General features: G+C 55.9%; 24 protein-coding genes and 1 tRNA gene. 12 read left to right on the plus strand and 13 right to left on the minus strand.

Annotated elements, in window-relative coordinates; genetic code table 11:
• Nucleotides 1–25: 25 nt before the first annotated feature.
• The 4 genes from WC392_06200 to WC392_06215 all read left to right on the plus strand — a co-directional run bounded on the left by WC392_06200 (nucleotide 26) and on the right by WC392_06215 (nucleotide 2,010).
• Nucleotides 26–745 carry a cytochrome c1 gene (locus tag WC392_06200; protein MFA5241957.1) on the plus strand — a complete coding sequence of 240 codons (720 nt, stop codon included), beginning with the start codon at nucleotides 26–28 and terminating at the stop codon, nucleotides 743–745.
• A gap of 110 nt (nucleotides 746–855) precedes the next feature.
• Nucleotides 856–1,455 carry a glutathione S-transferase N-terminal domain-containing protein gene (locus tag WC392_06205; GenBank protein MFA5241958.1) on the plus strand — a complete coding sequence of 200 codons (600 nt, stop codon included), beginning with the start codon at nucleotides 856–858 and terminating at the stop codon, nucleotides 1,453–1,455.
• 3 nt (nucleotides 1,456–1,458) lie between these two features.
• Nucleotides 1,459–1,875: a ClpXP protease specificity-enhancing factor gene (locus WC392_06210; protein ID MFA5241959.1), complete on the plus strand. Its 417-nt coding sequence runs from the start codon at nucleotides 1,459–1,461 to the stop codon at nucleotides 1,873–1,875.
• Nucleotides 1,876–1,934: 59 nt separating this feature from the next.
• Nucleotides 1,935–2,010, plus strand: a tRNA-Thr gene (locus WC392_06215).
• 62 nt (nucleotides 2,011–2,072) lie between these two features.
• On the opposite strand, the gene purE is transcribed toward WC392_06215, so the two are convergent.
• The 7 genes from purE to WC392_06250 all read right to left on the minus strand — a co-directional run bounded on the left by purE (nucleotide 2,073) and on the right by WC392_06250 (nucleotide 9,547).
• On the minus strand, nucleotides 2,073–2,720 hold the full coding sequence (purE, locus tag WC392_06220; GenBank protein ID MFA5241960.1) for a 5-(carboxyamino)imidazole ribonucleotide mutase: 648 nt from the start codon (nucleotides 2,718–2,720) through the stop codon (nucleotides 2,073–2,075).
• A gap of 18 nt (nucleotides 2,721–2,738) precedes the next feature.
• A complete protein-coding gene (locus WC392_06225; protein MFA5241961.1) occupies nucleotides 2,739–3,620 on the minus strand; it encodes a phosphoribosylaminoimidazolesuccinocarboxamide synthase in 882 nt (293 codons plus the stop codon).
• 85 nt (nucleotides 3,621–3,705) lie between these two features.
• Nucleotides 3,706–4,416: a DNA alkylation repair protein gene (locus WC392_06230; GenBank protein ID MFA5241962.1), complete on the minus strand. Its 711-nt coding sequence runs from the start codon at nucleotides 4,414–4,416 to the stop codon at nucleotides 3,706–3,708.
• A gap of 31 nt (nucleotides 4,417–4,447) precedes the next feature.
• Nucleotides 4,448–4,897: a YhcH/YjgK/YiaL family protein gene (locus WC392_06235; protein MFA5241963.1), complete on the minus strand. Its 450-nt coding sequence runs from the start codon at nucleotides 4,895–4,897 to the stop codon at nucleotides 4,448–4,450.
• A gap of 12 nt (nucleotides 4,898–4,909) precedes the next feature.
• The gene (locus tag WC392_06240) at nucleotides 4,910–7,177 is read right to left on the minus strand and encodes a VWA domain-containing protein (GenBank protein MFA5241964.1); all 2,268 of its coding nucleotides are present in this window, start codon (nucleotides 7,175–7,177) and stop codon (nucleotides 4,910–4,912) included.
• Between the two features lie 108 nt (nucleotides 7,178–7,285).
• The gene (locus WC392_06245; GenBank protein ID MFA5241965.1) at nucleotides 7,286–8,089 is read right to left on the minus strand and encodes a CbbQ/NirQ/NorQ/GpvN family protein; all 804 of its coding nucleotides are present in this window, start codon (nucleotides 8,087–8,089) and stop codon (nucleotides 7,286–7,288) included.
• A 78-nt stretch (nucleotides 8,090–8,167) separates the two neighbouring features.
• A complete protein-coding gene (locus WC392_06250; protein MFA5241966.1) occupies nucleotides 8,168–9,547 on the minus strand; it encodes a ribulose-bisphosphate carboxylase in 1,380 nt (459 codons plus the stop codon).
• 148 nt (nucleotides 9,548–9,695) lie between these two features.
• Between WC392_06250 and WC392_06255 the strand changes: the two genes are divergently transcribed.
• Nucleotides 9,696–10,637 carry a LysR family transcriptional regulator gene (locus WC392_06255; protein ID MFA5241967.1) on the plus strand — a complete coding sequence of 314 codons (942 nt, stop codon included), beginning with the start codon at nucleotides 9,696–9,698 and terminating at the stop codon, nucleotides 10,635–10,637.
• On the opposite strand, the gene ntrC is transcribed toward WC392_06255, so the two are convergent.
• Genes ntrC through WC392_06275 form a run of 4 tightly spaced genes read right to left on the minus strand, consistent with a single transcriptional unit; the run spans nucleotide 10,601 to nucleotide 13,973 of the window.
• On the minus strand, nucleotides 10,601–11,998 hold the full coding sequence (gene ntrC, locus WC392_06260; protein ID MFA5241968.1) for a nitrogen regulation protein NR(I): 1,398 nt from the start codon (nucleotides 11,996–11,998) through the stop codon (nucleotides 10,601–10,603). The genes WC392_06255 and ntrC overlap by 37 nt on opposite strands.
• A gap of 15 nt (nucleotides 11,999–12,013) precedes the next feature.
• Complete coding sequence (glnL, locus tag WC392_06265) at nucleotides 12,014–13,072, minus strand: nitrogen regulation protein NR(II) (GenBank protein ID MFA5241969.1); 1,059 nt, start codon at nucleotides 13,070–13,072, stop codon at nucleotides 12,014–12,016.
• The gene (locus WC392_06270; GenBank protein MFA5241970.1) at nucleotides 13,069–13,548 is read right to left on the minus strand and encodes a DUF4124 domain-containing protein; all 480 of its coding nucleotides are present in this window, start codon (nucleotides 13,546–13,548) and stop codon (nucleotides 13,069–13,071) included. Before WC392_06270 ends, glnL begins: the two co-directional genes overlap by 4 nt.
• A gap of 5 nt (nucleotides 13,549–13,553) precedes the next feature.
• Complete coding sequence (locus WC392_06275) at nucleotides 13,554–13,973, minus strand: OsmC family protein (GenBank protein MFA5241971.1); 420 nt, start codon at nucleotides 13,971–13,973, stop codon at nucleotides 13,554–13,556.
• A gap of 176 nt (nucleotides 13,974–14,149) precedes the next feature.
• Between WC392_06275 and rplM the strand changes: the two genes are divergently transcribed.
• From rplM to erpA, 6 genes are all read left to right on the plus strand, one after another.
• On the plus strand, nucleotides 14,150–14,578 hold the full coding sequence (gene rplM / locus WC392_06280; protein MFA5241972.1) for a 50S ribosomal protein L13: 429 nt from the start codon (nucleotides 14,150–14,152) through the stop codon (nucleotides 14,576–14,578).
• Nucleotides 14,579–14,587: 9 nt separating this feature from the next.
• Nucleotides 14,588–14,980 (plus strand): 30S ribosomal protein S9, encoded by a 393-nt coding sequence (rpsI, locus tag WC392_06285; GenBank protein MFA5241973.1) that lies wholly within the window; start codon nucleotides 14,588–14,590, stop codon nucleotides 14,978–14,980.
• Nucleotides 14,981–15,093: 113 nt separating this feature from the next.
• Entirely contained in the window at nucleotides 15,094–16,122 is a 1,029-nt protein-coding gene (argC, locus tag WC392_06290) for an N-acetyl-gamma-glutamyl-phosphate reductase (GenBank protein ID MFA5241974.1), read from the plus strand.
• Nucleotides 16,119–16,856, plus strand: a complete 738-nt coding sequence (locus WC392_06295; GenBank protein MFA5241975.1) for a DUF6776 family protein — start codon at nucleotides 16,119–16,121, stop codon at nucleotides 16,854–16,856. Before argC ends, WC392_06295 begins: the two co-directional genes overlap by 4 nt.
• 17 nt (nucleotides 16,857–16,873) lie before the next feature.
• The gene (locus WC392_06300; protein MFA5241976.1) at nucleotides 16,874–17,284 is read left to right on the plus strand and encodes a polymer-forming cytoskeletal protein; all 411 of its coding nucleotides are present in this window, start codon (nucleotides 16,874–16,876) and stop codon (nucleotides 17,282–17,284) included.
• A 55-nt stretch (nucleotides 17,285–17,339) separates the two neighbouring features.
• Complete coding sequence (erpA, locus tag WC392_06305) at nucleotides 17,340–17,690, plus strand: iron-sulfur cluster insertion protein ErpA (GenBank protein MFA5241977.1); 351 nt, start codon at nucleotides 17,340–17,342, stop codon at nucleotides 17,688–17,690.
• A gap of 50 nt (nucleotides 17,691–17,740) precedes the next feature.
• Here the strand turns inward: erpA and WC392_06310 are convergent, their stop codons facing one another.
• Both WC392_06310 and WC392_06315 read right to left on the minus strand, forming a co-directional pair.
• A complete protein-coding gene (locus WC392_06310; GenBank protein ID MFA5241978.1) occupies nucleotides 17,741–18,838 on the minus strand; it encodes an anhydro-N-acetylmuramic acid kinase in 1,098 nt (365 codons plus the stop codon).
• 20 nt (nucleotides 18,839–18,858) lie between these two features.
• Nucleotides 18,859–20,181 carry a peptidoglycan DD-metalloendopeptidase family protein gene (locus WC392_06315; GenBank protein ID MFA5241979.1) on the minus strand — a complete coding sequence of 441 codons (1,323 nt, stop codon included), beginning with the start codon at nucleotides 20,179–20,181 and terminating at the stop codon, nucleotides 18,859–18,861.
• Between the two features lie 90 nt (nucleotides 20,182–20,271).
• On the opposite strand from WC392_06315, the gene tyrS reads away from it, so the two are divergent.
• Nucleotides 20,272–21,471, plus strand: a complete 1,200-nt coding sequence (gene tyrS / locus WC392_06320) for a tyrosine--tRNA ligase (GenBank protein MFA5241980.1) — start codon at nucleotides 20,272–20,274, stop codon at nucleotides 21,469–21,471.
• Nucleotides 21,472–21,808 lie beyond the last annotated feature (337 nt).

A 21,808-nucleotide genomic window follows, 5' to 3' on the forward strand; every position in this document is an offset into this window, starting at 1 on the left:
TACGCATAGAATGGGGTTCGTTAACATGAATACGATCAAGAAACTATTGCTGCTGGTGCTGGCAGCACCCGCGGTGGCCATGGCAAGCAGTGGCGTTCACCTCGACAAGGCGCCTTATGATTTGAACGATAAGGCATCGTTGCAGCGTGGGGCGAAGACTTTCGTCAACTACTGCCTCAACTGCCACAGTGCTTCCTACATGCGCTATAACCGCCTGAAGGATATCGGTCTGACCGATGACCAGATCAAGGAAAACCTGCTCTTTGCAGCTGAGAAAGTAGGGGAGCCCATGGATGTGGCGATGAGCAAGAAAGACGCAAAAGTGTTTTTTGGCGCCACACCGCCGGATTTGACTGTGATTGCCCGCTCGCGCGGCGCCGACTGGCTCTATACCTATCTGCGCGGTTTCTACCGTGACGATACCCGCCCAACCGGCTGGAATAACACGGTATTCGACAAGGTCGGCATGCCTCACGTGCTGTATGGCATGCAGGGCGAGCAGGTAATGCATGTGGAAAAACAGGGTGAGCATGAAACCAGTCATCTGGTGATGGCCAAGGCCGGCACCATGACTACGCCGGAATATGATGCGGCCACGGCTGACCTGGTCAACTACCTGGTATATATGGGTGAGCCCGCACAGCAGACGCGCATGCGTCTGGGTGTAATCGTGCTTCTGTTCCTCGGTATATTCTTTGTTGTCGCCTACTACCTGAAAAAGGAATTCTGGAAAGATATTCACTAATCATTCCAGAGCAGCATGAAAATTTGTGCGCCGGTGTGCCTGAAAAGCGCTACCGGCGCCATGTCTTTTAAAGCCATAAACTATTAATTCTCCAGAGGTAGCATAAACCTATGATGACCCTCTACTCAGGAACCACCTGCCCCTTCAGTCAGCGCTGCCGCATTGTGCTGTTCGAGAAGGGCATGGATTTCCAGATAATTGACGTTGACCTGCAAAACATGCCAGAAGATCTGGCAGTCATGAACCCCTACAATCAGGTGCCGGTTCTGGTTGAGCGCGATCTGATCCTGCATGAATCGAATATCATTAACGAATATATTGATGAACGCTTTCCGCACCCGCAACTGATGCCCGCCGACCCGGTGATGCGCGCCCGTGCCCGTCTGTTTCTGTACCGCTTTGAGCAGGAACTGTTTGCTCACTTGGGTGCTGTCGTGAACGGCACGCCAAAAGTTGCAGAAAAGGCGCGTGCCACGATTCGTGACAACCTGACCCAGCTGGCGCCGATTTTTGCCAAACAGAAATATATGCTGGGCGAAGAATTCTCCATGCTGGACGTGGCGATTGCTCCGTTGCTGTGGCGCCTCGAGTTTTATGGCATCGAGTTGCCAAAACAAGCGGCTCCAATACTGAAGTACGCTGAAAGGATTTTCTCGCGCCCAGCGTACATTGAAGCAATGACTCCATCTGAAAAGGCCATGCGCAAGTAATTCATGGCTGAACAGGACATCTCGACCAAGCCCTACCTCATCCGCGCCATTTACGAATGGTGTTCGGATAGTGGCTTGACGCCCTATCTGGCTGTTGTCGTGGACGAAAACTGTCGCGTACCGATGGAATTCGTCAAGGAAGGCGAGATCGTGCTCAACATCAGCGCCAGTGCCACACCCAATCTCCTCATCGACAACGAATGGGTGGGTTTCTCCGGGCGTTTCGGAGGCGTGGCACGGGAAATTTCCGTCCCAATCAGTGCCGTTATCGGCATATATTCCAAGGAAAACGGCCAGGGACTCTTTTTTGGCCGCGATGAGGCGCCACCGGATAGCCCCCAAGCCGAGCCCGGGACAGAGCCTCAACCAGAAGCCCCGACCCCAAAGCGTGGCAAGCCTTCATTGAAGGTGGTGAAATAATAAAAACGGATCATTGGGTTTGCTCGGCAAGCCAAGCTCACTTATAATCCACCCCCATTGCCGGATTAGCTCAGTTGGCAGAGCAGCGCACTTGTAATGCGAAGGTCGTCAGTTCGATTCCGACATCCGGCACCAAACAAAAAGGGTTAAGCATTTCTGCTTAACCCTTTTTACATTTGCGGAGCGGTTAACTCAGGTCAGCGGGCGCTTAACTTAGCCAGCGCTTCATCGGCGCTCTGTTCATAACGGGCGCGTTCTTTCATGGCCGCTTTCTCCAGCGCCTGGTTGATTTCCGGATACTTCAGCGCGAGGATGCGCGCGGCCAGCATGGCGGCGTTCTTGCTGCCGTCCACGGCCACGGTGGCGACCGGAACCCCGGGTGGCATCTGTACCGTCGAGAGCAGTGCATCCAGGCCGGATACGACGCCGCCGGAGAGCGGCAGGCCAATGACTGGAAGGCGCGTGTGGCCGGCGATGACGCCTGCCAGGTGGGCGGCCATGCCGGCGCAGCCGATCAGAACCTGCACGCCCTCGCGATGTGCGCGCTCGATGTAGGCGGTGACCTTGTCCGGGGTGCGGTGGGCCGAGGCCACCACGATCTCGCTGGCGATGCCGAGTTCGCTCAGGGTGTCGCGCACCTTGACCACGGTGGGCAGGTCGTTGGGGCTGCCGGTCAGGATGCCGACCAGGATGGGCTGCTTTGCCGCAGCCTTGGGGGATGCCAGGGATTTTCCTGGCGCGCTGGTTTTGGCTATTGCTGATTTCGCAGCCGCTTTTGCGGGCGCTGCTTTAGTGGCGGGCGCCTTTACGGTAGCCGCTTTTGCGGCGGTTTTCTTGATTGCCATGGTTGTGATCTCCCTTGCTTATTTGGTCAGCCGGTCCAGTGCCTCGCGGTATTTCTCACCGGTTCTGGCAGCGACTTCGGCAGGCAGCGCAGGCGCCGGGGGTTTCTTGTTCCAGCCGATGGATTCGAGCCAGTCGCGGACGTACTGCTTGTCGAAACTGGGAGGGTTGGAGCCGGGCTGGTATTGATCTGCCGGCCAGAAGCGCGAGGAATCAGGGGTCAGGGCTTCATCGATGATATACAGCGTGCCGGCCTCATCCAGGCCGAATTCGAATTTGGTGTCGGCGATGATGATTCCCTTGGTGGCCGCGTACTCGGCCGCTTCCCGGTACAGCGAGATGGCGACATCCTGAACTTTTGCCGCGAGAGCCTTGCCGAGCAGCTCCTCTGCCTTGTCGAAACTGATGTTTTCATCATGGGCGCCAATTTCGGCCTTGGTGGACGGGGTGAAAAGCGGCTGAGGCAGTTTGTCCGCTTCGCGCAATCCGGCTGGCAGGGGAATGCTGCACACGCTCTGGCTCTTCTGGTATTCCTTCCAGCCTGAGCCCACCAGGTAGCCGCGTACGATGGCCTCAATGGGTAAGGGCTTGAGTCTTTTTACTACCAGGGCACGCCCGGCAACCTGATTTTTTTCATCCTCCGCGACCACGGATTCCGCAGACACGCCCGTGAGCTGGTTGGGGACAATGTGTTTGAGTTTTTCGAACCAGAAGTTGGAAACGGATGTCAGAACCTCTCCCTTGCCGGGAATGGGCGTGGGCAGTACGACGTCGAAGGCGGACAGGCGGTCGGTGGTGACGATCAGGAGTTTCTCGCCATCCACTTCGTAGATGTCGCGCACCTTGCCGCGATTGAGCAGCTTGAGGCTCTTGATGTCGGTCTGGAACAGGGCATCGCTCATGGAAAATCCTAAAAAAATGTAAAAATCGCAAGCCCGGATTTTACCCCGGAATGGCGGAGCCTGAAACGCAACTTGTCATCCCCTGTTATCTTCTCAGATATGCTTGCCGCAAAATCTCGGGGAAGCGTTCGATCGCGTAGCGCAGCATGGTGCGTGGCATGGCTCGGCCATGCTGATCCAGAAAAGCTTCCAGCCGTTTCTGATCGCGCTTGCCCGCTTCTCTCAGCATCCAGCCGCAGGCCTTGTGCATCAGGTCTTCACGGTCGTTGAGCAGGTGTTCGGCAAGCCGCAGAGTGTCGTCCAAATCACCGTTGCGGATGAAGTGCAGGGTCGCCACCATGGCAATGCGCCGTTCCCACAATCCGGGCGAGCGCGCCAGTTGATACAGCGGCGCACGCTCCTGACCGGCCAGATAGGCGCCAACCACGTGCGGCGCGGAAATATCAACCAGATCCCAGTTGTTGATCCACTGAGTGTTGGCGAGATAGGCCTGGTAGGCGCGCTGACGCTCATGGATGTCGCCCTCGGCAAAATAACGCATCAGAAAAAGCAGCGCCAGCAGACGCTCTTCGTGAAAGCGGGAGTGGAGCAGGTCGATGGCGGTTTGAAGTTCAACCTGCGGGAAATCCTTGGCTACGGCGCGGACCGCCGGCACCTTGATGCCGAGAAACACATCCCCCTCGCCGTACTGGCCCGGCCCGGTCTTGAAAAACCCCTGCATGACACGAGCGGTTTCCGGGCTGGCGAGGCTGCGCAGCCGGGACTGGATTTCGGGCAGAAGTGTGGAGTGCTTCATGCGATGAGCTTCAACAACCCATACCGCTACATCACGCTACTGCAATCTTGAGAATGACCTTGCGAATCTCATCTGTGCTGACCAGCGGCGCGTGCGCATCTTGTGGAAAAAAGAGGCAGAAAGCGCCGGGCGGCGTGGCAATCCAGCTAGCCGGAGCGTCGCGGAAGAACTGGATATCCCTTTCGCTGCTGTAGCCGGAAACCGGGTCATGGCAGTCGCATAGCGGCTTCCAGCCCATTTCATCCGTGCCTTCCAGCACCAGCTGGATATCGATGTATTTGCGGTGGCACTCCAGTTTTGCCTTCTCGCGACTGCGGCCGGCAGAGCTTTCCACAATCGCGAAGAGATCTTCACCCTGGATGGGATAGCGCCCCGGTTCCAGCGCTTTCAGATCGGTATTGCGCAGGAACTCGAAGGCAAGCGGAAACAGGGCATGCAGGGTGACGTAGCGGTCAGCATTGGCGAGGGTGTCGAATATCATGGTGTTGTGCGCCTATTTTGTCAGTGCCATGAAGAGCTCCGGCAGGCGTTCCGGCAGGCGCTGGATGTTGTCCACCACGGTGTACTGTTTGCCAAAAATATCGCTGACGTATTCGTCCGCCTTGGGGTCAAGGTTGATGCAGTAGGCGTAAATACCCTTGGTATCCAGTTCCTTCACGGCTTGCCGTGCGTCTTCGATGAGCACGCGCTCGTCCTTGGTGTCCACGTCGGCGGGCTGGCCGTCGGTAAGGATGAGCATGAGTTTTTTCTCGGCCTTCTGGTTTTCCAGGTAGTGCGCGGCGTGGCGCATGGCCGCGCCCATGCGGGTGGAGTACTGCGCGGTCATCTCCGCCAGGCGTGCCTTTACATCGTCATCCCACTTTTCGCTGTAGCCCTTGACGTGCAGGTAGCGCACGTCGTGGCGGGTGTTGGAGTGGAAGCCGCCGATCGCGAAGGGGTCGCCCAGTTTGTCGATTGCCCAGGCCAGCAGTGAGACCGCTTCCTGACTGAGTTCGAGAATGGTTTGCCCGGTGCCTTCCACTTTTTCGTTGAGAGATTCGGACAGATCGAGCAGCAGCATTACGGCGATGTCGCGACCGCTGGTCTTGTGGCTCATGTTGATGCGCGGGTCGGGGCTGGCCCCGCTCTTGAAGTCGATCAGGGAGCGCAGGGCGATGTCCAGATCCAGTTCACTGCCTTCTTCCTGGTAGCGGATACGTACTTTTTCCTGCGGTTTGAGCAGGTCCAGCATGCGTTTCAGGCGCTTGGCCAGGGCGGCGTTCTTGGCCAGCAGCTTGTCGATATCGGCCGCATTGCCCTTGGGATGCAACGCTTCGTACACGCTTACCCAGTCCGGACGGAAGGTCTGGCTGAGATAGTCCCACTCGGGATAGTGGCGTGGCGGCAAGCCCTTGATCTCTTCGCTTTCATCAACCTTGCGCTGCTGGTCGAAAGCTTCTTCTTCGTCGCCTTCCTCGATGAATTTCCACATCTGGCGATTGTCGTCGCGATAGCTGACTTCGGTGTCCTTGAAGTGAATCTTGGGCAACTGGTCGCTCTGTCGCCGCGCCTTGGCGCCAAAAGAAACGGCCAGGTCGGCCATATCCTGGGTGCTGGAATTTCCAGCTTGCATCAGGGCATGAAAGCGCTGGGCAAAGTCGATAATCAGCGGGTCCTGGTATGGATGCTTGGGGTCGAGGATGGCGCGCGACAGCATGGCCAGGCGATGGCGTATCGCGGATTCCTTCTCCGGGTCGCAGGCGTCTTCCGCCGGAATGGGGTGCAGCCCCATGAAAATGCGGTGCAGCCCCGGGTATTCCTGCATGGCGAGGTACTCTACGCGGGAGTCCTCGAGAAACTCGATCGACATGCGCTGGAAGGGGCTGAAATTGTCGGCAAAAATGGCGGTCGTCCAGCGCTTGTGGCCAATGATATGGGCCAGGGTGGCGCGGTAGCGGTCAATCCCGGCAATGCCGTTCAGGTCATCATGCACATCCGGCAGGCGGATGCCCAGCTTGTCGTAGTAGGGGATGGGCTTGCGCAGTTCGTCGAAACCCAGGGAGTAGGGAATCAGGTAGTCGTGGTGCTCCCACAGCCCGCGCAGATAGAGGTCCAGCTTGCGCTCGTGGTCCACCAGCAGGGTGCCATGGCGCTCGCGCTGCATGACGGCTTTGCTGTCCGCCGATTGCAGGCTGAAGTAATCGATCTGGCGCTCAGGATGGTCGCCGTAATTGCGTATGCCATATTCGACCCAGTTTTTCAGCCCCTGCAGGGAAATCTGGCTAAGCAGGTAGGGCAGCTGGGCGTAAAGCTCGGGCAAGCCGGGGCTGGGGAAGGTGGTGTGGATGCCGTGAATCGACCCGGTGGTGCGATTCATGAAATTCAGCGCCAGGTCCATGTAATCCTGCATCTGTTCCTGCGAATGCAGCCTCCGCGCTGCCGCCGCCAGTGTTTGCAGGAACGGCACAATCGCCTTGCCATTGGGCGACTTGTACATCTTGCGGATGAATTCCATGACGGCAGGCAAGGCAGGTTCGCCCAGTTTTTTTGCAACCGAGGGCCATTCTTCGAGAAAAATCAGCACCGGCTCAACGCCGCGCCCCATCCTGCACAGGAAGCCGGCCGCCTCCAGATAGGCGGTGATGCCATCCCCGGATAACATGGAGAGGGCTTCCGCCATGCAATCGTCGAAGACATCCTTGACCTGGGGGAAGCCGCAGTTGAGCTGCTCGCGGTAGCCCTTCATCAGGGGGTGTTCGTACTCGGTATTTACTTCAGCCATTTTCAATCCTGAAACATCCATTGATTAACCACGGGGAGCACGGGGTACACGGGGAAATAGAGTTAGGCCCCGTGCTCCCCGTGAGCCCCGTGGTTAATTCGTTTTTAATCAGGCAAAGGTTGCGTCGATGGCATGATCCAGCGTGTCGCGGATATCCGCATCGTCGGTGATCGGCCGCACCAGGGCCATGCGGCAGGCATCGCGCGGCTCCACGCCGCCCTTGATGAGGGTGGCGGCGTAAACCAGCAGGCGGGTTGAAATGCCTTCATCCAGGCCGTGGCCCTTGAGGTGGCGGGCGTTGGCGCCGATCTTCACCAGTTTTGCCGCAGTTTCCTCGTTAATGCCGGTTTCCCTGGCCACGATGCTGGTTTCCAGCTTGGCGTCGGGGTAATCGAAATCGAAGGCGGTGAAACGCTGCTTGGTGGATTGCTTGAGATCCTTCATTAGGCTCTGGTAGCCGGGGTTGTAGGAAATCACCAGCTGGAAGTCGGGGTGCGCATCAAGCAGCTCGCCCTTCTTGTCCAGCGGCAGGGTGCGGCGATGGTCGGTCAGCGGGTGGATTACCACGGTGGTGTCCTGGCGCGCTTCGACGATTTCGTCCAGATAACAGATGGCGCCGATGCGTGCTGCCGTGGTCAGCGGGCCGTCCAGCCAGCGCGTGCCGTTGGCGTCGAGCAGGTAGCGGCCCACCAGGTCGGAGGCCGTCATGTCTTCATTGCAGGCCACGGTAATCAGCGGTTTGCCGAGTTTCCATGCCATGTATTCGACGAAGCGGGACTTGCCGCAGCCGGTCGGGCCTTTGACCATTACCGGCAGGCGTGCGTTATAGGCGGCTTCATAGAGTGCGACTTCATTGGTTTGCTGCTGATAGAACGGCTCTTGGTGGATCTTGTATTGGTCTTTGGCAGTCATTGCAATATCCGATCAAATAAGTCAGGTTACAGAGCCAAAAAAACCCCGCCGGGGCGGGGATTTTTTGTCAGGCGTTGCTTACTTGTGCACGCCCAGCTTTTCACGCCAGCCTGGGAAGATCTTGTCTGCATCGCCAGGGAAGGACTCGAATGCGCGGGCGAATTCCTTGTGCTCTTTCGCGAATTCGATCGGATCGGCACCGGCTTTCCAGCACTCGTAGGACTGACGCAGGGAGATCGCGCCTGCCGCTGGGCTGTCGATGTGGCCATAGGAGCCGCCGCCGGAGGTATTGATCACGTTGCCGTGGCCCAGGTTCTCGAAGAAGCCCGGCAGGCGCAGCGCGTTCATGCCGCCGGAGATGATCGGGGTGGTGGGCTTCATGCCGTGCCATTCCTGATGATAGAAAGGACCATCAGCAGAATCGCGCTCGATCATGTAGGCGATGTTTCGGTCGTCACGGCCACCTTCCATCTTGCCGTAGCCCATGGTGCCGACGTGGATGCCGGAAGCACCTTGCAGACGGGACATCTTGGCCAGCACGAAGGCAGTGTAACCACGCTTGGCGCTTGGGGAAGTCACTGCGCCGTGACCGGCACGGTGATAGTGCAGGTACTGCTGCGGGTATTGACGGCGAGCGGTGGTGATCATGCCGGGGCCGCCGACATAACCGTCTACCAGGAAAGCCACCTTGTTTGCATCCGGGCCAAAGGTTTCCAGAATGTAATCAGCACGAGCCAGCATTTCGTAGTGGTCGTCAGCGGTGATGTTGGCGGAGAACAGCTTGGCCTGGCCGGTTTCGTCCATGGCGCGCTTCATTGCATCGTAGACCAGCGGGATGACTTTCTTGGTTGGGCAGAAAGTCTGATTGCCTTGCGGCTCGTCGTTCTTGATGAAATCGCCACCCAGCCAGAACTGATATGCGGCCTTGGCGAACGGCTCGGGACGCAGACCCAGCTTGGGCTTGATGATGGTGCCGGCGATGTAACCGCCATTGACGCGGGGGCGGCCCAGAATGTCCCACATATCGGTGATGTCTTTGGATGGGCCGTCGAACAGGCGCAGCATGGACCAAGGCACGTAGAAATCCTGCATTTGCAGGTTTTTCACGTCGCCCATGCCCTGGTTGTTACCAATTGCCAGGGTCAGGAACGATACGATCATGGCGCGACCGTCGGTCACGTTGCGGTCGAACAGGTCGTTCGGGTAGGCCACCTTCATGATGCCTTTGGCTTCATCGATGAAGTACACCAGCGCGTCCACACCCTTGGTGAAGTCATCGGTGGTGGAAACTTCAACGTTGGTACCAGTCGATGATTCGGCTGCAATGTGCGCGGCCACTTCCAGATAACCATAACCAGCAGCTGGTTCCATGGTGTAAGCGACGAGGATATGACCGTCACCCTTGATCAGGTCTTCTTCTTTCAGGCTAAGGTCGGCGTAACGTGCGGATTGATCCATTGCTTTCTCCTGTGGTTATAAATGTATTCCCGGGGGAATGGTTCTGATGCGATGGAAAGAACTATACGCATCAATTTGTATAAGAAACATTAAATTGTTATGATCATTACCATAAGCTAAAGCTTATGCATTTAAAGACTGGAGCTTCATGTTACACCTGACCCTGCGCCAATTGAAAGTATTCGAATTCGTGGCCAAAAACCGAAGTTTCTCGCGTGCTGCGGAGGCTCTTCATTTAAGCCAGCCAGCCGTGTCGATGCAGGTCAGACAGCTGGAGGAAAGTGTCGGGCTGCCTTTGTTCGAGCAAATGGGGAAAAAGATCTTTCTCACCGAGGCCGGTCAGGAAATGTTTCATTGCAGCCGGGTGATTGCCGGGCAGCTGGAGGAAATGGAAGGGGTGCTGGGGCGCATGAAGGGGCTGGATCAGGGGCGCCTGAAAATCACCGTGGTGAGTACCGCCAATTATTTCGCGCCGCAATTGCTGGCAAGTTTCTGCCAGCGCCATAGCGGAGTGACGGTCAGCCTGGATGTCACCAACCGCGAAGTGCTGTTGCAGCAACTGGCCAACAACGAGACGGATATGGCGATCATGGGCCAGCCGCCGGATGGCCAGGACCTCGGCACCGAATCCTTCATGGAAAATCCGCTGGTGGTGATTGCTTCGCCCGGCCACGCACTGGCGGGTAAAAAAGGCATACCGGTAAAACAGTTGGCGGGGGAAACATTTCTCGTGCGCGAAGCCGGTTCAGGTACGCGCAGCGCGATGGAGCGCATTTTTCAAGAGCATGGCATCGCCCTCAATGCAGGCATGGTGATGAGCACCAACGAAGCCATCAAGCAGGCGGTGCAGGCGGGGATGGGGCTGGGAATCGTCTCTCTGCATACCGTGGCACTGGAGCTGGAGACCGGGAGGCTGGCCATACTCGATGTGGAGTCGTTTCCCATTCTGCGCCACTGGTTTGTGGTGCATCGCCAGAACAAGCGTCTTTCTCCGGTGGCGGCGGGATTCAAGGCCTTCCTGTTGCAGGAAGCGGCAGCGCTGATGGCCAGGAATCAGGCTTCGCCGCTGTCTTCCATGCCCAGCTCCTGAATCTTGCGGGTCAGGGTGTTGCGCCCGAGACCCAGCAACTGCGCTGCTTCTATTTTTCGCCCGCCGGTATGTTTGAGCGCCTGCGCAATCAGCACGCGTTCGAACTGATGAGTGAGCGCTTCCATGATGCCTTTATCACCACGATCAAAGGCGGTATTCGCTGCGCTATCCAGTGCGCTGGTCCAGTCGGCGGAAGCGGGCGCCTGGCTTTCTTCGCGTAGTTCCGGCGGCAAGTCGGGTACTTCCACGTTCTGGCCCGGCGCCATGACGGTGATCCAGTGACAGACGTTTTCCAGTTGCCGGACATTGCCGCTCCATGGCAGCGTGGCCAGATATCTGAGCGCCGCCTCGGAAAGTTTTTTTGCCTCGACGCCAAGCTCCTGGGCGCTCTTTTGCAGGAAGAATTTAGCCAGCAGCGGAATATCTTCGCGCCTTTCGCGCAGGGGCGGGAGGCGCAGGCGGATGACATTCAGACGGTGGAACAGGTCTTCGCGAAACAGGCCCTGTTTGACGCGCTGTTCCATGTCCTGATGGGTCGCGGCAATCACGCGCACGTTGACCTTGATTGGGGAATGGCCGCCAACGCGATAGAACTGGCCGTCGGAGAGCACGCGCAGGAGGCGGGTTTGCAGCTCGGCGGGCATGTCACCGATTTCATCCAGAAACAGGGTGCCGCCATCCGCCTGCTCGAAACGTCCGCGACGCATTGCCTGGGCTCCGGTGAAGGCGCCGCGCTCATGGCCGAATAGTTCGGATTCCAGCAAATCACGGGGTATGGCTGCGGTGTTGATAGCGATGAAGGGTTTGTCGGCGCGCGGGCTGTGGCGGTGCAGGGCGCGCGCCACCAGTTCCTTGCCGGAGCCCGATTCGCCGTTGATGAGTACCGTGACATGGGATTGCGACAGGCGGCCAATGGCGCGGAAAACCTCCTGCATTGCCGGGGCCTGACCCAGAATCTCCGGCGCGGTTTCGAGCGTCTCCTGTTCCCCGCTTTGCCGCATGCTTTCGTCAATGGCGCGGCGAATCAGATCGACGGCATGGTCAATATCGAAGGGCTTGGGCAGGTATTCGAAGGCGCCTCCCTGGAAGGCGGAAACAGCACTTTCCAGGTCGGAATGGGCCGTCATGATGATAACGGGAAGCGCCGGGTAGCGCTGCTTGAGGTGCTGCAGCAGTTCCAGGCCGGATTCGCCGGGCATGCGAATGTCGCTCACCACTACCTGGGGTGTGGCGGTTTCCAGGGCAGAAAGCGCTTCCTGGGCGGAGGAAAAACTCTTGAATTCGATGCCGGCCCGCGTCAGCGTTTTTTCGAACACCCAGCGGATGGAGCGGTCGTCGTCAATGATCCAGATGGGCTGCATGGTGTTTTCGTCATTTCAGGAATGGGTTGTGGTCTCGGTCACCGGCAGCAGTATTGTAAAGCAGGTACGCCCGGGTTTGCTGTCGCATTCGATGGAGCCATGGTGTTGGGCCACAAACGATTGGGCCAGCGTCAGCCCCAGGCCGCTGCCGCCATCGCGGCCTGATACCAGGGGATAGAAGATTTTTTCGCGGATACTTTCCGGCACGCCCGGACCGTTGTCGATAATCTGGATCAGTAGAGCAAGCCGGTAGCGCTTTTTTGCTAGCGTGACCTGGCGGGCAATGCGCGTACGCAGTGTGATTTCTCCCCGGCCCTGCATGGCTTGAGCGGCATTGCGGCTGATATTGAGCGCAACCTGAATCAGCTGTTCCTGGTCGGCGTAAATATCCGGCAGGCTGGTGTCGTAATCACGCCGGATGGTGATTCCTTGAGAATGCTCGGCCAGCAACAGGCTGCGAACCCGTTCCAGCACTTCATGGATGTTCACCATGCGATATTGAGGCGGGCGGTGCGGTGTGAGCAGGCGGTCCATCAGCGAGCGCAAGCGGTCCGCTTCCTTGATGATGACCTGGGTATATTCCTTCAGTTCCGGCTTGGGGAGCTCCAGTTCCAGCAACTGCGCCGCTCCGCGCAGCCCCCCCAACGGGTTCTTGATTTCATGGGCCAGGTTGCGCACCAGTTCCTGGTTGGCCTGCTGTTGCAGCAGCATCCGCTCTTCCCTGGCGATTTTCAGCTGCTTGTCGATCTGATGGAATTCCAGAATAAGGCGAACGGTGCCGGCTTCCACGGGTGTGAACGTGCAGCTGACGGAAAGGAGAGCGTGGCTGGGGGTGCTTAAAGTGAGTTCATGCTCGGTAAAGCTGGTATTGCCGGGGAGGATTTGCTCGACAGCGGAAACAAGCGGGCTATCAGCGCCGAAAACCTGCTTCAAATTGTGGCCGCAAATATGGTTCAGGCTAACTTCGAACAGATTCTCAGCTGATGGGTTGGCATAAAGGATCAGTCCTCCCCCATCCAGCAAGAGAACTGCCGTGGACAGGTGTTCAAGGCCGAGAAATGGCGGGGGAATCACTTCAGGCTGGATAGCTCTTTTTTGAGCGCGGAGACATTTTTCTCGTGGAGATCGATCTCTTCCTTTGATTGCTTTTTGGCGGCATCAGCCAGCAGCTTTTCTTCGGTAGCCAGTTCTTCCTCCAGAATTTTGCGCCGGGTATCATCGCGTTTTTTCTGGGTGTCGCTGTCCACCTTGGGAAAACTGGCCGGCGTAGGGGCGCTGGTCTTGGCGCGCGGTCCCGGCACAGTAGTCAGAGGCTCAAGATTGAGTTTTGTGGCGCCCTTTATCGGCACGTTCGAATAAGTCACGCGTCCCTGGGCGTCAACATGCTTGTAAATCTCGGCATGTGAGGCGGACACAAAAAGAAGTGTCAGCAGGGCCACAGCGCCATGAACAAGTGGTATTTTACGTTTAAAAAACAGCATATTAACTGGAGCTCGTTGGATTTTCGGCCAGTTTAGGGGATGCTGGTCGAATTTGCAATGCACATGCATGGCGGTCAAGACGGCTCAACAATCTCGAAGTCATGCGTTATTTCGGCGCTTTTTCCAAGCATGATGGAGGCTGAGCAGTATTTCTCGGCAGAAAGTTTTACTGCGCGCTCAACCAGCTCTGCTTTCAGGTTTAATCCGCTGACGATGAAGTGGATGTGAATCCTGGTAAATATCTTGGGGTCGGTTGTGGCGCGTTCGGCATCGATTTCGGCAATGCAATCGGTGACCTGCTGGCGGCTTTTTTTCAGGATGTGAACCACATCGAAAGAAGTGCAGCCACCCGTCCCAAGTAGCAGTAGTTCCATGGGGCGCGGCCCGATATTGCGCCCTCCCATGTCAGGCGGGCCATCCATCACGATTGCGTGACCGCTTTCGCTTTCGCCGATGAAGCTGGCTTCTCCAGCCCATTTGATGCGTGCCTTCATGTGTGTCCTTTCAGTGCGGAATTTCTGGATGGCTTAGATTGAATAAACAGCATGTTATCAGATTGGGATGCCCGAATCTGAATGCTCATGTTAAGAATAAGGATTTTTGTTTGACATGCGTGTGTGATCTGCCTTAAAATGCGCCCCTTTCTCTATTCGAACAACTGGATTTCTGCATGAAAACTTTTTCTGCAAAACCGCACGAAGTCAAGCGTGACTGGTTCCTGGTTGACGCCACGGATAAAGTTTTGGGGCGTCTGGCTAGTGAAATTGCATCGCGTTTGCGCGGTAAACACAAGGCTGAATACACGCCGCACGTGGACACGGGCGATTATATCGTGGTCGTGAACGTTGAAAAACTGCGGGTAACGGGTGCCAAGGCCGAAGACAAGCTCTACCATCGGCACACTGGATACCCTGGCGGTCTTTACACCACCAACTTTACTAAAATGCAGCAGCGTTTCCCCGGCCGAGTGCTCGAGAAAGCCGTCAAGGGCATGCTGCCAAAAGGCCCGCTGGGTTACGCCATGCTGAAGAAACTCAAGTGCTACAGTGGTCCTGAGCATCAGCATATCGCGCAACAACCTAAGGCATTGGAAATCTAAGGAATCGCCATGATCGGTAATTACAACTATGGTACCGGCCGCCGCAAGAGCTCGGTCGCACGCGTGTTCTTGAAGTCCGGTTCGGGCAACATTGTCGTCAACGGCAAGCCAGTGGACGTTTTCTTTTCCCGTGAAACTGGCCGCATGGTCGTTCGCCAGCCGCTGGAATTGACCAATAACCTCACTTCTTTTGACATTATGGTCAACGTGGCAGGTGGCGGCGAGTCTGGCCAAGCTGGCGCGATACGTCATGGTATTACGCGTGCCCTGATCGACTACGACACTGATCTGAAGAGCGCACTCTCCAAGGCTGGTCTGGTGACTCGCGATGCTCGTGAAGTTGAGCGTAAAAAAGTCGGTTTGCGCAAAGCGCGCCGTCGCAAGCAATTCTCCAAGCGTTAATCGCGTTTGTGTGCCTAAAAAGCCGCCTTCGGGCGGCTTTTTTATTGCCTTTTGGGTTGCCTAAGCGGGGGCACCCTTTTATGATTAATCCCTTTCCGTGAGTGGGGTTTGCAATGATCAAGGTGGGTATTGTAGGAGGTACCGGATATACCGGTGTGGAGTTGTTGCGTTTGCTGGCGCAACACCCCGAGGCGAAACTTGAAGCCATTACCTCGCGCAAGGAAGCCGGGATGGCGGTGAGCGACATGTTCCCCAACCTGCGTGGGCGCGTAAACCTGAAATTTCAAGATCCGGCCGAAGCGCCCCTGCATCAGTGCGATGTGGTGTTTTTCGCCACGCCCAACGGCGTTGCCATGCAGCAGGCCAAGACCCTTGTGGATGCCGGGGTGAAGGTAATCGACCTGGCAGCGGATTTCCGCATCAAGGATATTTCCGTGTGGGAAAGGTGGTATGGCATGCAACATGCCTGCCCGGATCTGGTTGAGGAAGCCGTGTATGCCTTGCCGGAAATCAATCGGGGAGAAATTCCTGGTGCTCGTGTGATTGCCAATCCAGGCTGCTATCCAACGGCTGTCCAGCTTGGCTTTCTGCCACTGATTGAAGCAGGGGTTATCGAGCTTGATGGCTTGGTCGCAGATTGCAAATCGGGTGTTTCAGGCGCCGGGCGCAAGGCGGAGGTTCATGCTCTATATAGCGAGGCATCGGATAACTTCAAGGCCTATGGCGTCGCAGGCCATCGCCATTTGCCGGAGATTGTTCAGGGTCTGTCGCTCCGGGCCGGTTCTCCGGTCGGTCTGACATTTGTGCCTCACTTGACCCCTTTGATTCGGGGTATCCATGCCACGCTTTACGCCCGGCTGAACAAGGATGTGGATATTCAGGCGCTATATGAAGAGCGCTATGCCAATGAATATTTTGCCGATGTGATGCCTGCCGGAAGCCACCCAGAGACCCGTTCGGTGCGATCAGCCAATTTCTGCCGCATCGCGGTACACCGTCCGCAAGGCGGCGATACGGTCGTGATCCTGTCTGTCATTGACAACCTGGTCAAAGGCGCGGCAGGGCAGGCGGTACAAAACATGAATATTCTATTTGGGTTGCCAGAGTCGACCGGGTTGCAGCAGATTCCCATCTTGCCATGAGTTTTCTACGCGCCAGGAGACGTAAGTACCATATGGCCTTGCGCCGGGTGGCAGTGCGTTCTCACTTGGCGTGGTACTGGCGTGGCGCGTTTGTGATTATTGCTCTGGGAGTTGTCGTGGCGCTGGTCTGGCGGCTTTATGTTGCCGACGGGGATCTGGCCGGCTCAGAACGTGAGGCCTCCGGGGAAGGTGTTGAGCAGTTGAAGGTCAGGATCAGGCAGCTTGAAACTGAGAACGCGCTGCTTCGGTCAGCTCGGGTTAAATATGACCGGCATACCCAGATTGACACGGAAGCGCAGAAAAGCCTGGAGCGTGATCTTGGTGCTCTGCAGGAAGAGAATGCCACGCTCAGGGAAGAACTGGCTTTCATTCGCGGAATGAGTTCGACCGATCGTTCCGGCGCGCTGAACATCCAGCGTTTTACGGTGAAAAATGCGCGCTCCGGCTATTACCACTTTCAACTGCTAGTGGTTCAGGCGGGGCAAAAAGAGCGCGTTTTTCGCGGCCGTCTTCAGCTTGTGGTGAAGGCTCAGGATGGTGGCGGGAAGCATGTGCTGGTTTTCCCGGGCAATACGGTGGAGGATGATAAATTCAAGATCAATCTGAAGTCCTATCAGAGTATCGAGGGGGATTTTCAGCTTGCTCCGGGCTTGGTGGTCACGAGTGTTGAGGCGCGTATTTTCAGCGAAGGGTCATCCCAGCTAAAACTAAGCAAGTTGGTAAGTTTGTCTTGAAATGACTAGGGGCGTTTATGTTTGGTAAAAAGAGCACGAAACCACAAAGCCGGATTGATAGCCTGATTGCTCACGGTACCAGGATTGAGGGCGATATTTCATTTTCCGGCGGTTTGCGTGTTGATGGTGAAGTGATTGGTAACGTCCGGGCTGAGGCCGGGCAGGCTAGCACGCTGGTACTTTCAGAGCAGGCGCGGGTCGAGGGGGTAATCGAGGTTTCTCACCTGGTGGTCAATGGCACGATTGCAGGGCCGGTGCATGTTTCCGAGTATGTCGAACTTCAGTCAAAATCCAGAGTCTCAGGGGATGTTTACTACAAAACATTAGAGATGCATGTGGGTGCCGTTGTCGAGGGCAAACTGGTGCACCAGGAAAAATTGGCGTTGCCATCGCCGAAAGCTGTTGCCGGCTCAATAGTAGTTGACTAAATCGCTATAGCTTAGCAGAATACGATATTTAAGATAATTTCTTAGGAGCGCAACCATGAACGCAGTCACTGAAATGCCGAGTCCATTGAATTTTACCGATAATGCTGCGGCCAAGGTCAAGAGCCTGATCGAGGAAGAGGGCAGTGCAGACCTGAAGCTGCGCGTTTTTGTCTCTGGTGGTGGCTGTTCCGGATTTCAGTATGGCTTCACATTTGATGAGGTCACCAATGAAGATGATACCGTAGTTGAAAAAAATGGCGTGACACTGTTGATCGACCCGATGAGCTTCCAGTATCTGGCAGGCGCCGAGATCGACTACAGTGAGGGCCTTAACGGGGCGCAGTTCGTGATCAAGAATCCCAATGCAACCACGACCTGCGGTTGTGGATCCTCTTTTTCATCCTGAGCCATCGTTTTTCTGACACAAGCAAAGGGGCTTCGGCCCCTTTGCTTATTTTATGCCGGGTAGATTGCCCCCAGGATTCGTGGCCCTTTTGCGCCTGTTACTGCCGGCAGATTTCCCGGTAGTCCGTGCTGCGTCTGATATGCCAGCCAGGCAAATGCTGCGGCTTCAACCCAGTCCGCATCAATGCCCAGAGTGTCGGTGAGTGATAATTTCAGATTCGGAAATAATTCTGATAGCCGTTTTCTGAGGGCGCTGTTGTGAGCGCCACCGCCACACAGAAAAATTTCATTTGCACCAGGACAGTATCGACTGATGGAATCAGCAATTGCACATGCAGTTACTTCCAACAAGGTTGCCTGGATGTCTTCGGGGTCATGCCGGGGGGGGAGCAGGGGCTTCAGCCATTCGAGGTGAAACATGTCTCGTCCGGTGCTCTTGGGGGGGGGGGCAGCGAAAAATGGGTGAGCAAGCATGGTCTGCTTCAGCCCGGGAAGGACCTTGCCGCTGGCAGACCAGGCGCCATCTCGATCAAAAGGTGTACCCAGATTTATCTGGATCCAGGCATCGAGCAGCAGATTGCCGGGGCCACAGTCGAAACCGGTGATGGTGCCCGTTGATGGGAGCCAGGTCAGGTTGCTGATGCCGCCAATGTTAACGATCACCCGGTTGAGATCCGGTGTGCGAAATGCTGCGGCATGGAAGGCCGGGACAAGCGGAGCGCCCTGACCGCCGGCGGCAATGTCACGGTTGCGAAAATCTGCGATAACGGTAATGCCAGTAAGCTCAGCCAGCAGTGAAGCATTGCCGATTTGAATGGTAACACCCAGTTCCGGGCGGTGACGGATGGTCTGGCCGTGGCAGCCAATGGCGCTAATGGCGCCAGAAGACAGTTTGGCCTGACTCAAAAGATCGGAAACCGCGGCTGCGTAACAGCTTGCCAGAATGTTCCCTGCCTGGGCAGCTCGCAGTAACTCGTTTTCCCCTGTGAGGTTAAGGGCCAGAAGCGCATTTTTCAACGACGGCTCAAACGAATGAAAAACGGCTTCCACAAAGTGAAAGCCGGAGGAGTCAAACTGGATAAGCGCGGCGTCGACACCATCCAGGCTGGTGCCGGACATCAGTCCGATATAAAGCCTGGTTGAGTCCACGCTGTTCAGGTGCTTGGGTTTTAGTCGAGCGCGGCCAGATTGGTGCCGTGCAGCAACTCCAGGCGCGCAGTCAGGGGCTGAGTGTAGCGATCAAACTCTCCCTTCTGGCTGGCTGCGATGGGGAAAGCAACTGGCACTTCGGTCGATAGGGGGTTGCGTTGTAAGCCCGCGACCTTGAATTCATAGTGCAGGTGAGGGCCGGTTGCGAGTCCGGTCATGCCAACGTAACCAATTACATCGCCCTGACTTACGCGTTGCCCCTTGCGCAATCCTTTCGCAAAACCGGACAGATGACCGTAAACCGTTTCGTGGTTGCCTTGGTGTTTGATGACAACGAGGTTGCCATAACCATTCTGCCGGCCGGCAAAAGCCACTGATCCATCCGCAGTGGATTTGACACGGGTGCCGGTGGGCGCGGCGTAATCAACGCCTTTGTGCGCACGCCACTCCTTCAGGACGGGGTGGTACCGGGCTTTGGAAAAGCCCGAGGAGATACGCGAGAATTCAAGCGGGGACCGCAGAAAGGCCTTGCGCAGATTTTTGCCTTCTGGAGTGTAGTACCCTCCACGGCCATCCTGACTCCGGAAATAAACAGTGCGGTAAGTTTTACCGTTATTGACGAATTCTGCAGCCAGAATTTGACCTGATTTGACTAGCTCACCTTTGTTGTAAAAGGCTTCATAGGCAACAGTGAATTTGTCACCCCGCTGCAAATCGCGGTGGAAGTCGATATCGGTCGAAAAAATATCTGCTATTTGAATGGCAACAGCGTCCGGCATATTCGCATCGTCAGTGGCAGCGAACAGGGAACTGGTAATCAGGCCGGATTTCATTTCAACCTTGCGTTCCAGTGGCAGTGCCTGTTCGCTTGACTTGAAATGATCGCCCTGTTTTTCCACCAGCAATATATTATCGCCACCAAAGTGGTAGCGTAGCGATAATAATTCACCATCTTGATTCGTCAGGGCTTGAATGGTCTTGCCCGGTTTTAACTGGCGTAGTGCTTGTGCGTGTTGAGCCTCTCTCAGAAAAGATTGCGCATCTGCACTGTTTACATCCAGACGATTCAGAAGGGCCCCGGCCGTGTCACCGCGCTGGATGCGTTCTTCTCGCCAGAAAGACTCATTTTTTCCTGCTTCAGACTGCATTGCCGGCAGAGCCAGTGCTTCAATCACCGTGCGTGTGGTTATGTGTTGCTGCACTTCAGTATCCGGCGCGATACCAAAGGCGGCTACAACGCCGAACAACGGCAGGGCGGAGACCCCAACAAGCCAGCGAAGGCGGATTTTTCGTTCGGACTGAAAAAGCTTTTGCGATAGAATGCGGTCTTTATTATTCAACATGTTGCCTGTGTGGTTTTTTTAAGTCAGCGCGAAGCTTAACAAAAAACACAAGTGGCGAGAAGTTAAAATTTCCCGGATTGGTGAAACGTAATGAGTCAAATCAAAGAGTCGCTTCAGATTATCAAAAGAGGATGCGAGGAACTCTTGCTGGAGCAGGAGCTGATTGAAAAGTTGTCGACAGGCCGGCCACTAAGAGTCAAGGCGGGTTTTGATCCGACAGCTCCGGATCTGCATCTTGGGCACACGGTATTGCTAAATAAGATGCGGCAGTTCCAGGAAATGGGCCACGAAGCGATGTTCCTGATCGGCGATTTTACCGGAATGATTGGCGATCCAACCGGCAAGAATGTAACACGCAAGCCCTTGACGCGCGACGAGGTGATCGAGAACGCTCGAACCTACGAGCAGCAGATTTTCAAGATTCTCGACCCGGAAAAGACGCTGGTGATGTTCAACTCCAGCTGGATGGGTGAAATGAGCGCGGCTGATTTGATCGGTTTGGCGGCAAAACATACAGTTGCCCGCATGCTGGAACGGGATGATTTTCATAAGCGTTATACGTCTGGCCAGCCCATTGCAGTCCATGAATTCCTTTATCCTCTGATTCAGGGTTATGACTCGGTGGCCATGAAAGCGGACGTCGAGCTTGGCGGAACTGACCAGAAGTTTAACCTGCTGGTCGGGAGGGAACTGCAGAAGCATTATGGACAGCCTCCGCAAGTAGTGTTGACCATGCCTATCCTGGAAGGGCTGGATGGCGTAAACAAGATGTCGAAGTCGCTCGGCAACTATATAGGCATCCATGAGCCGCCCAATGAGATGTTCGGCAAGCTGATGTCGGTTTCGGATGACTTGATGTGGCGTTATATAGAGCTTCTGTCGTTTGAGCCATTGAATGTCGTAGCTCAGTGGAAGAAAGAGACGGCTGAAGGACGGAATCCACGCGACATCAAGGTAATGTTTGCGCAAGAGATTATTGCCCGATTCCATGACAGAGTGGCGGCTGACCGGGCGCTGGCTGATTTTGATGCGCGTTTCCGGGAGGGGGCGATGCCTGATGATATGCCAGAGATCAATTTGCCAGCCGAAGGTGATGGCCTGTCTGTAGTTCAGGCACTCAAGCAGGCTAACTTGACTGCCAGCACCTCTGAGGCGATCCGCATGATTCAGCAGGGAGGCGTCAAGGCTGATGGCGAGAAGGTGAGCGACAAAGCGCTTGTTCTGTCCAAAGGAGCGGCGGTCGTACTGCAGGTTGGCAAGCGTAAATTTGCACGTGTAAGTATTGTTTGACTTGCCGATGGCGCGTAAGTGATTGTCTTGTAAAGCGCCACGATTTTATCGTGATAAATGTGCCACAAAGGCATTGACCATCAGTTTTGCCTCTGTATAATGCGCACCTTCGTTGCAGAACAGGGCAGCGAAGCAAATCGGCAGGAAAATAAGATTTGACGCGGTGTTCAGGCTCTGTATAATGCGCACCTTCGTTGCAGAACAGCGCGGCGAAACAGGTCGAAGAGTTGTAAAAACGATTTGACAGGGTGTTCTGGATCTGTATAATGCGCACCTCTCGCTACGGCGGGGAAGAGAAGTAAACGTTCTTTAACAAGATACAGCCAATAAGTGTGGG

Origin of the sequence: Sulfuricella sp. (assembly GCA_041651995.1) — a bacterium.
Classification (GTDB): Bacteria; Pseudomonadota; Gammaproteobacteria; order Burkholderiales; family Sulfuricellaceae; genus Sulfurimicrobium.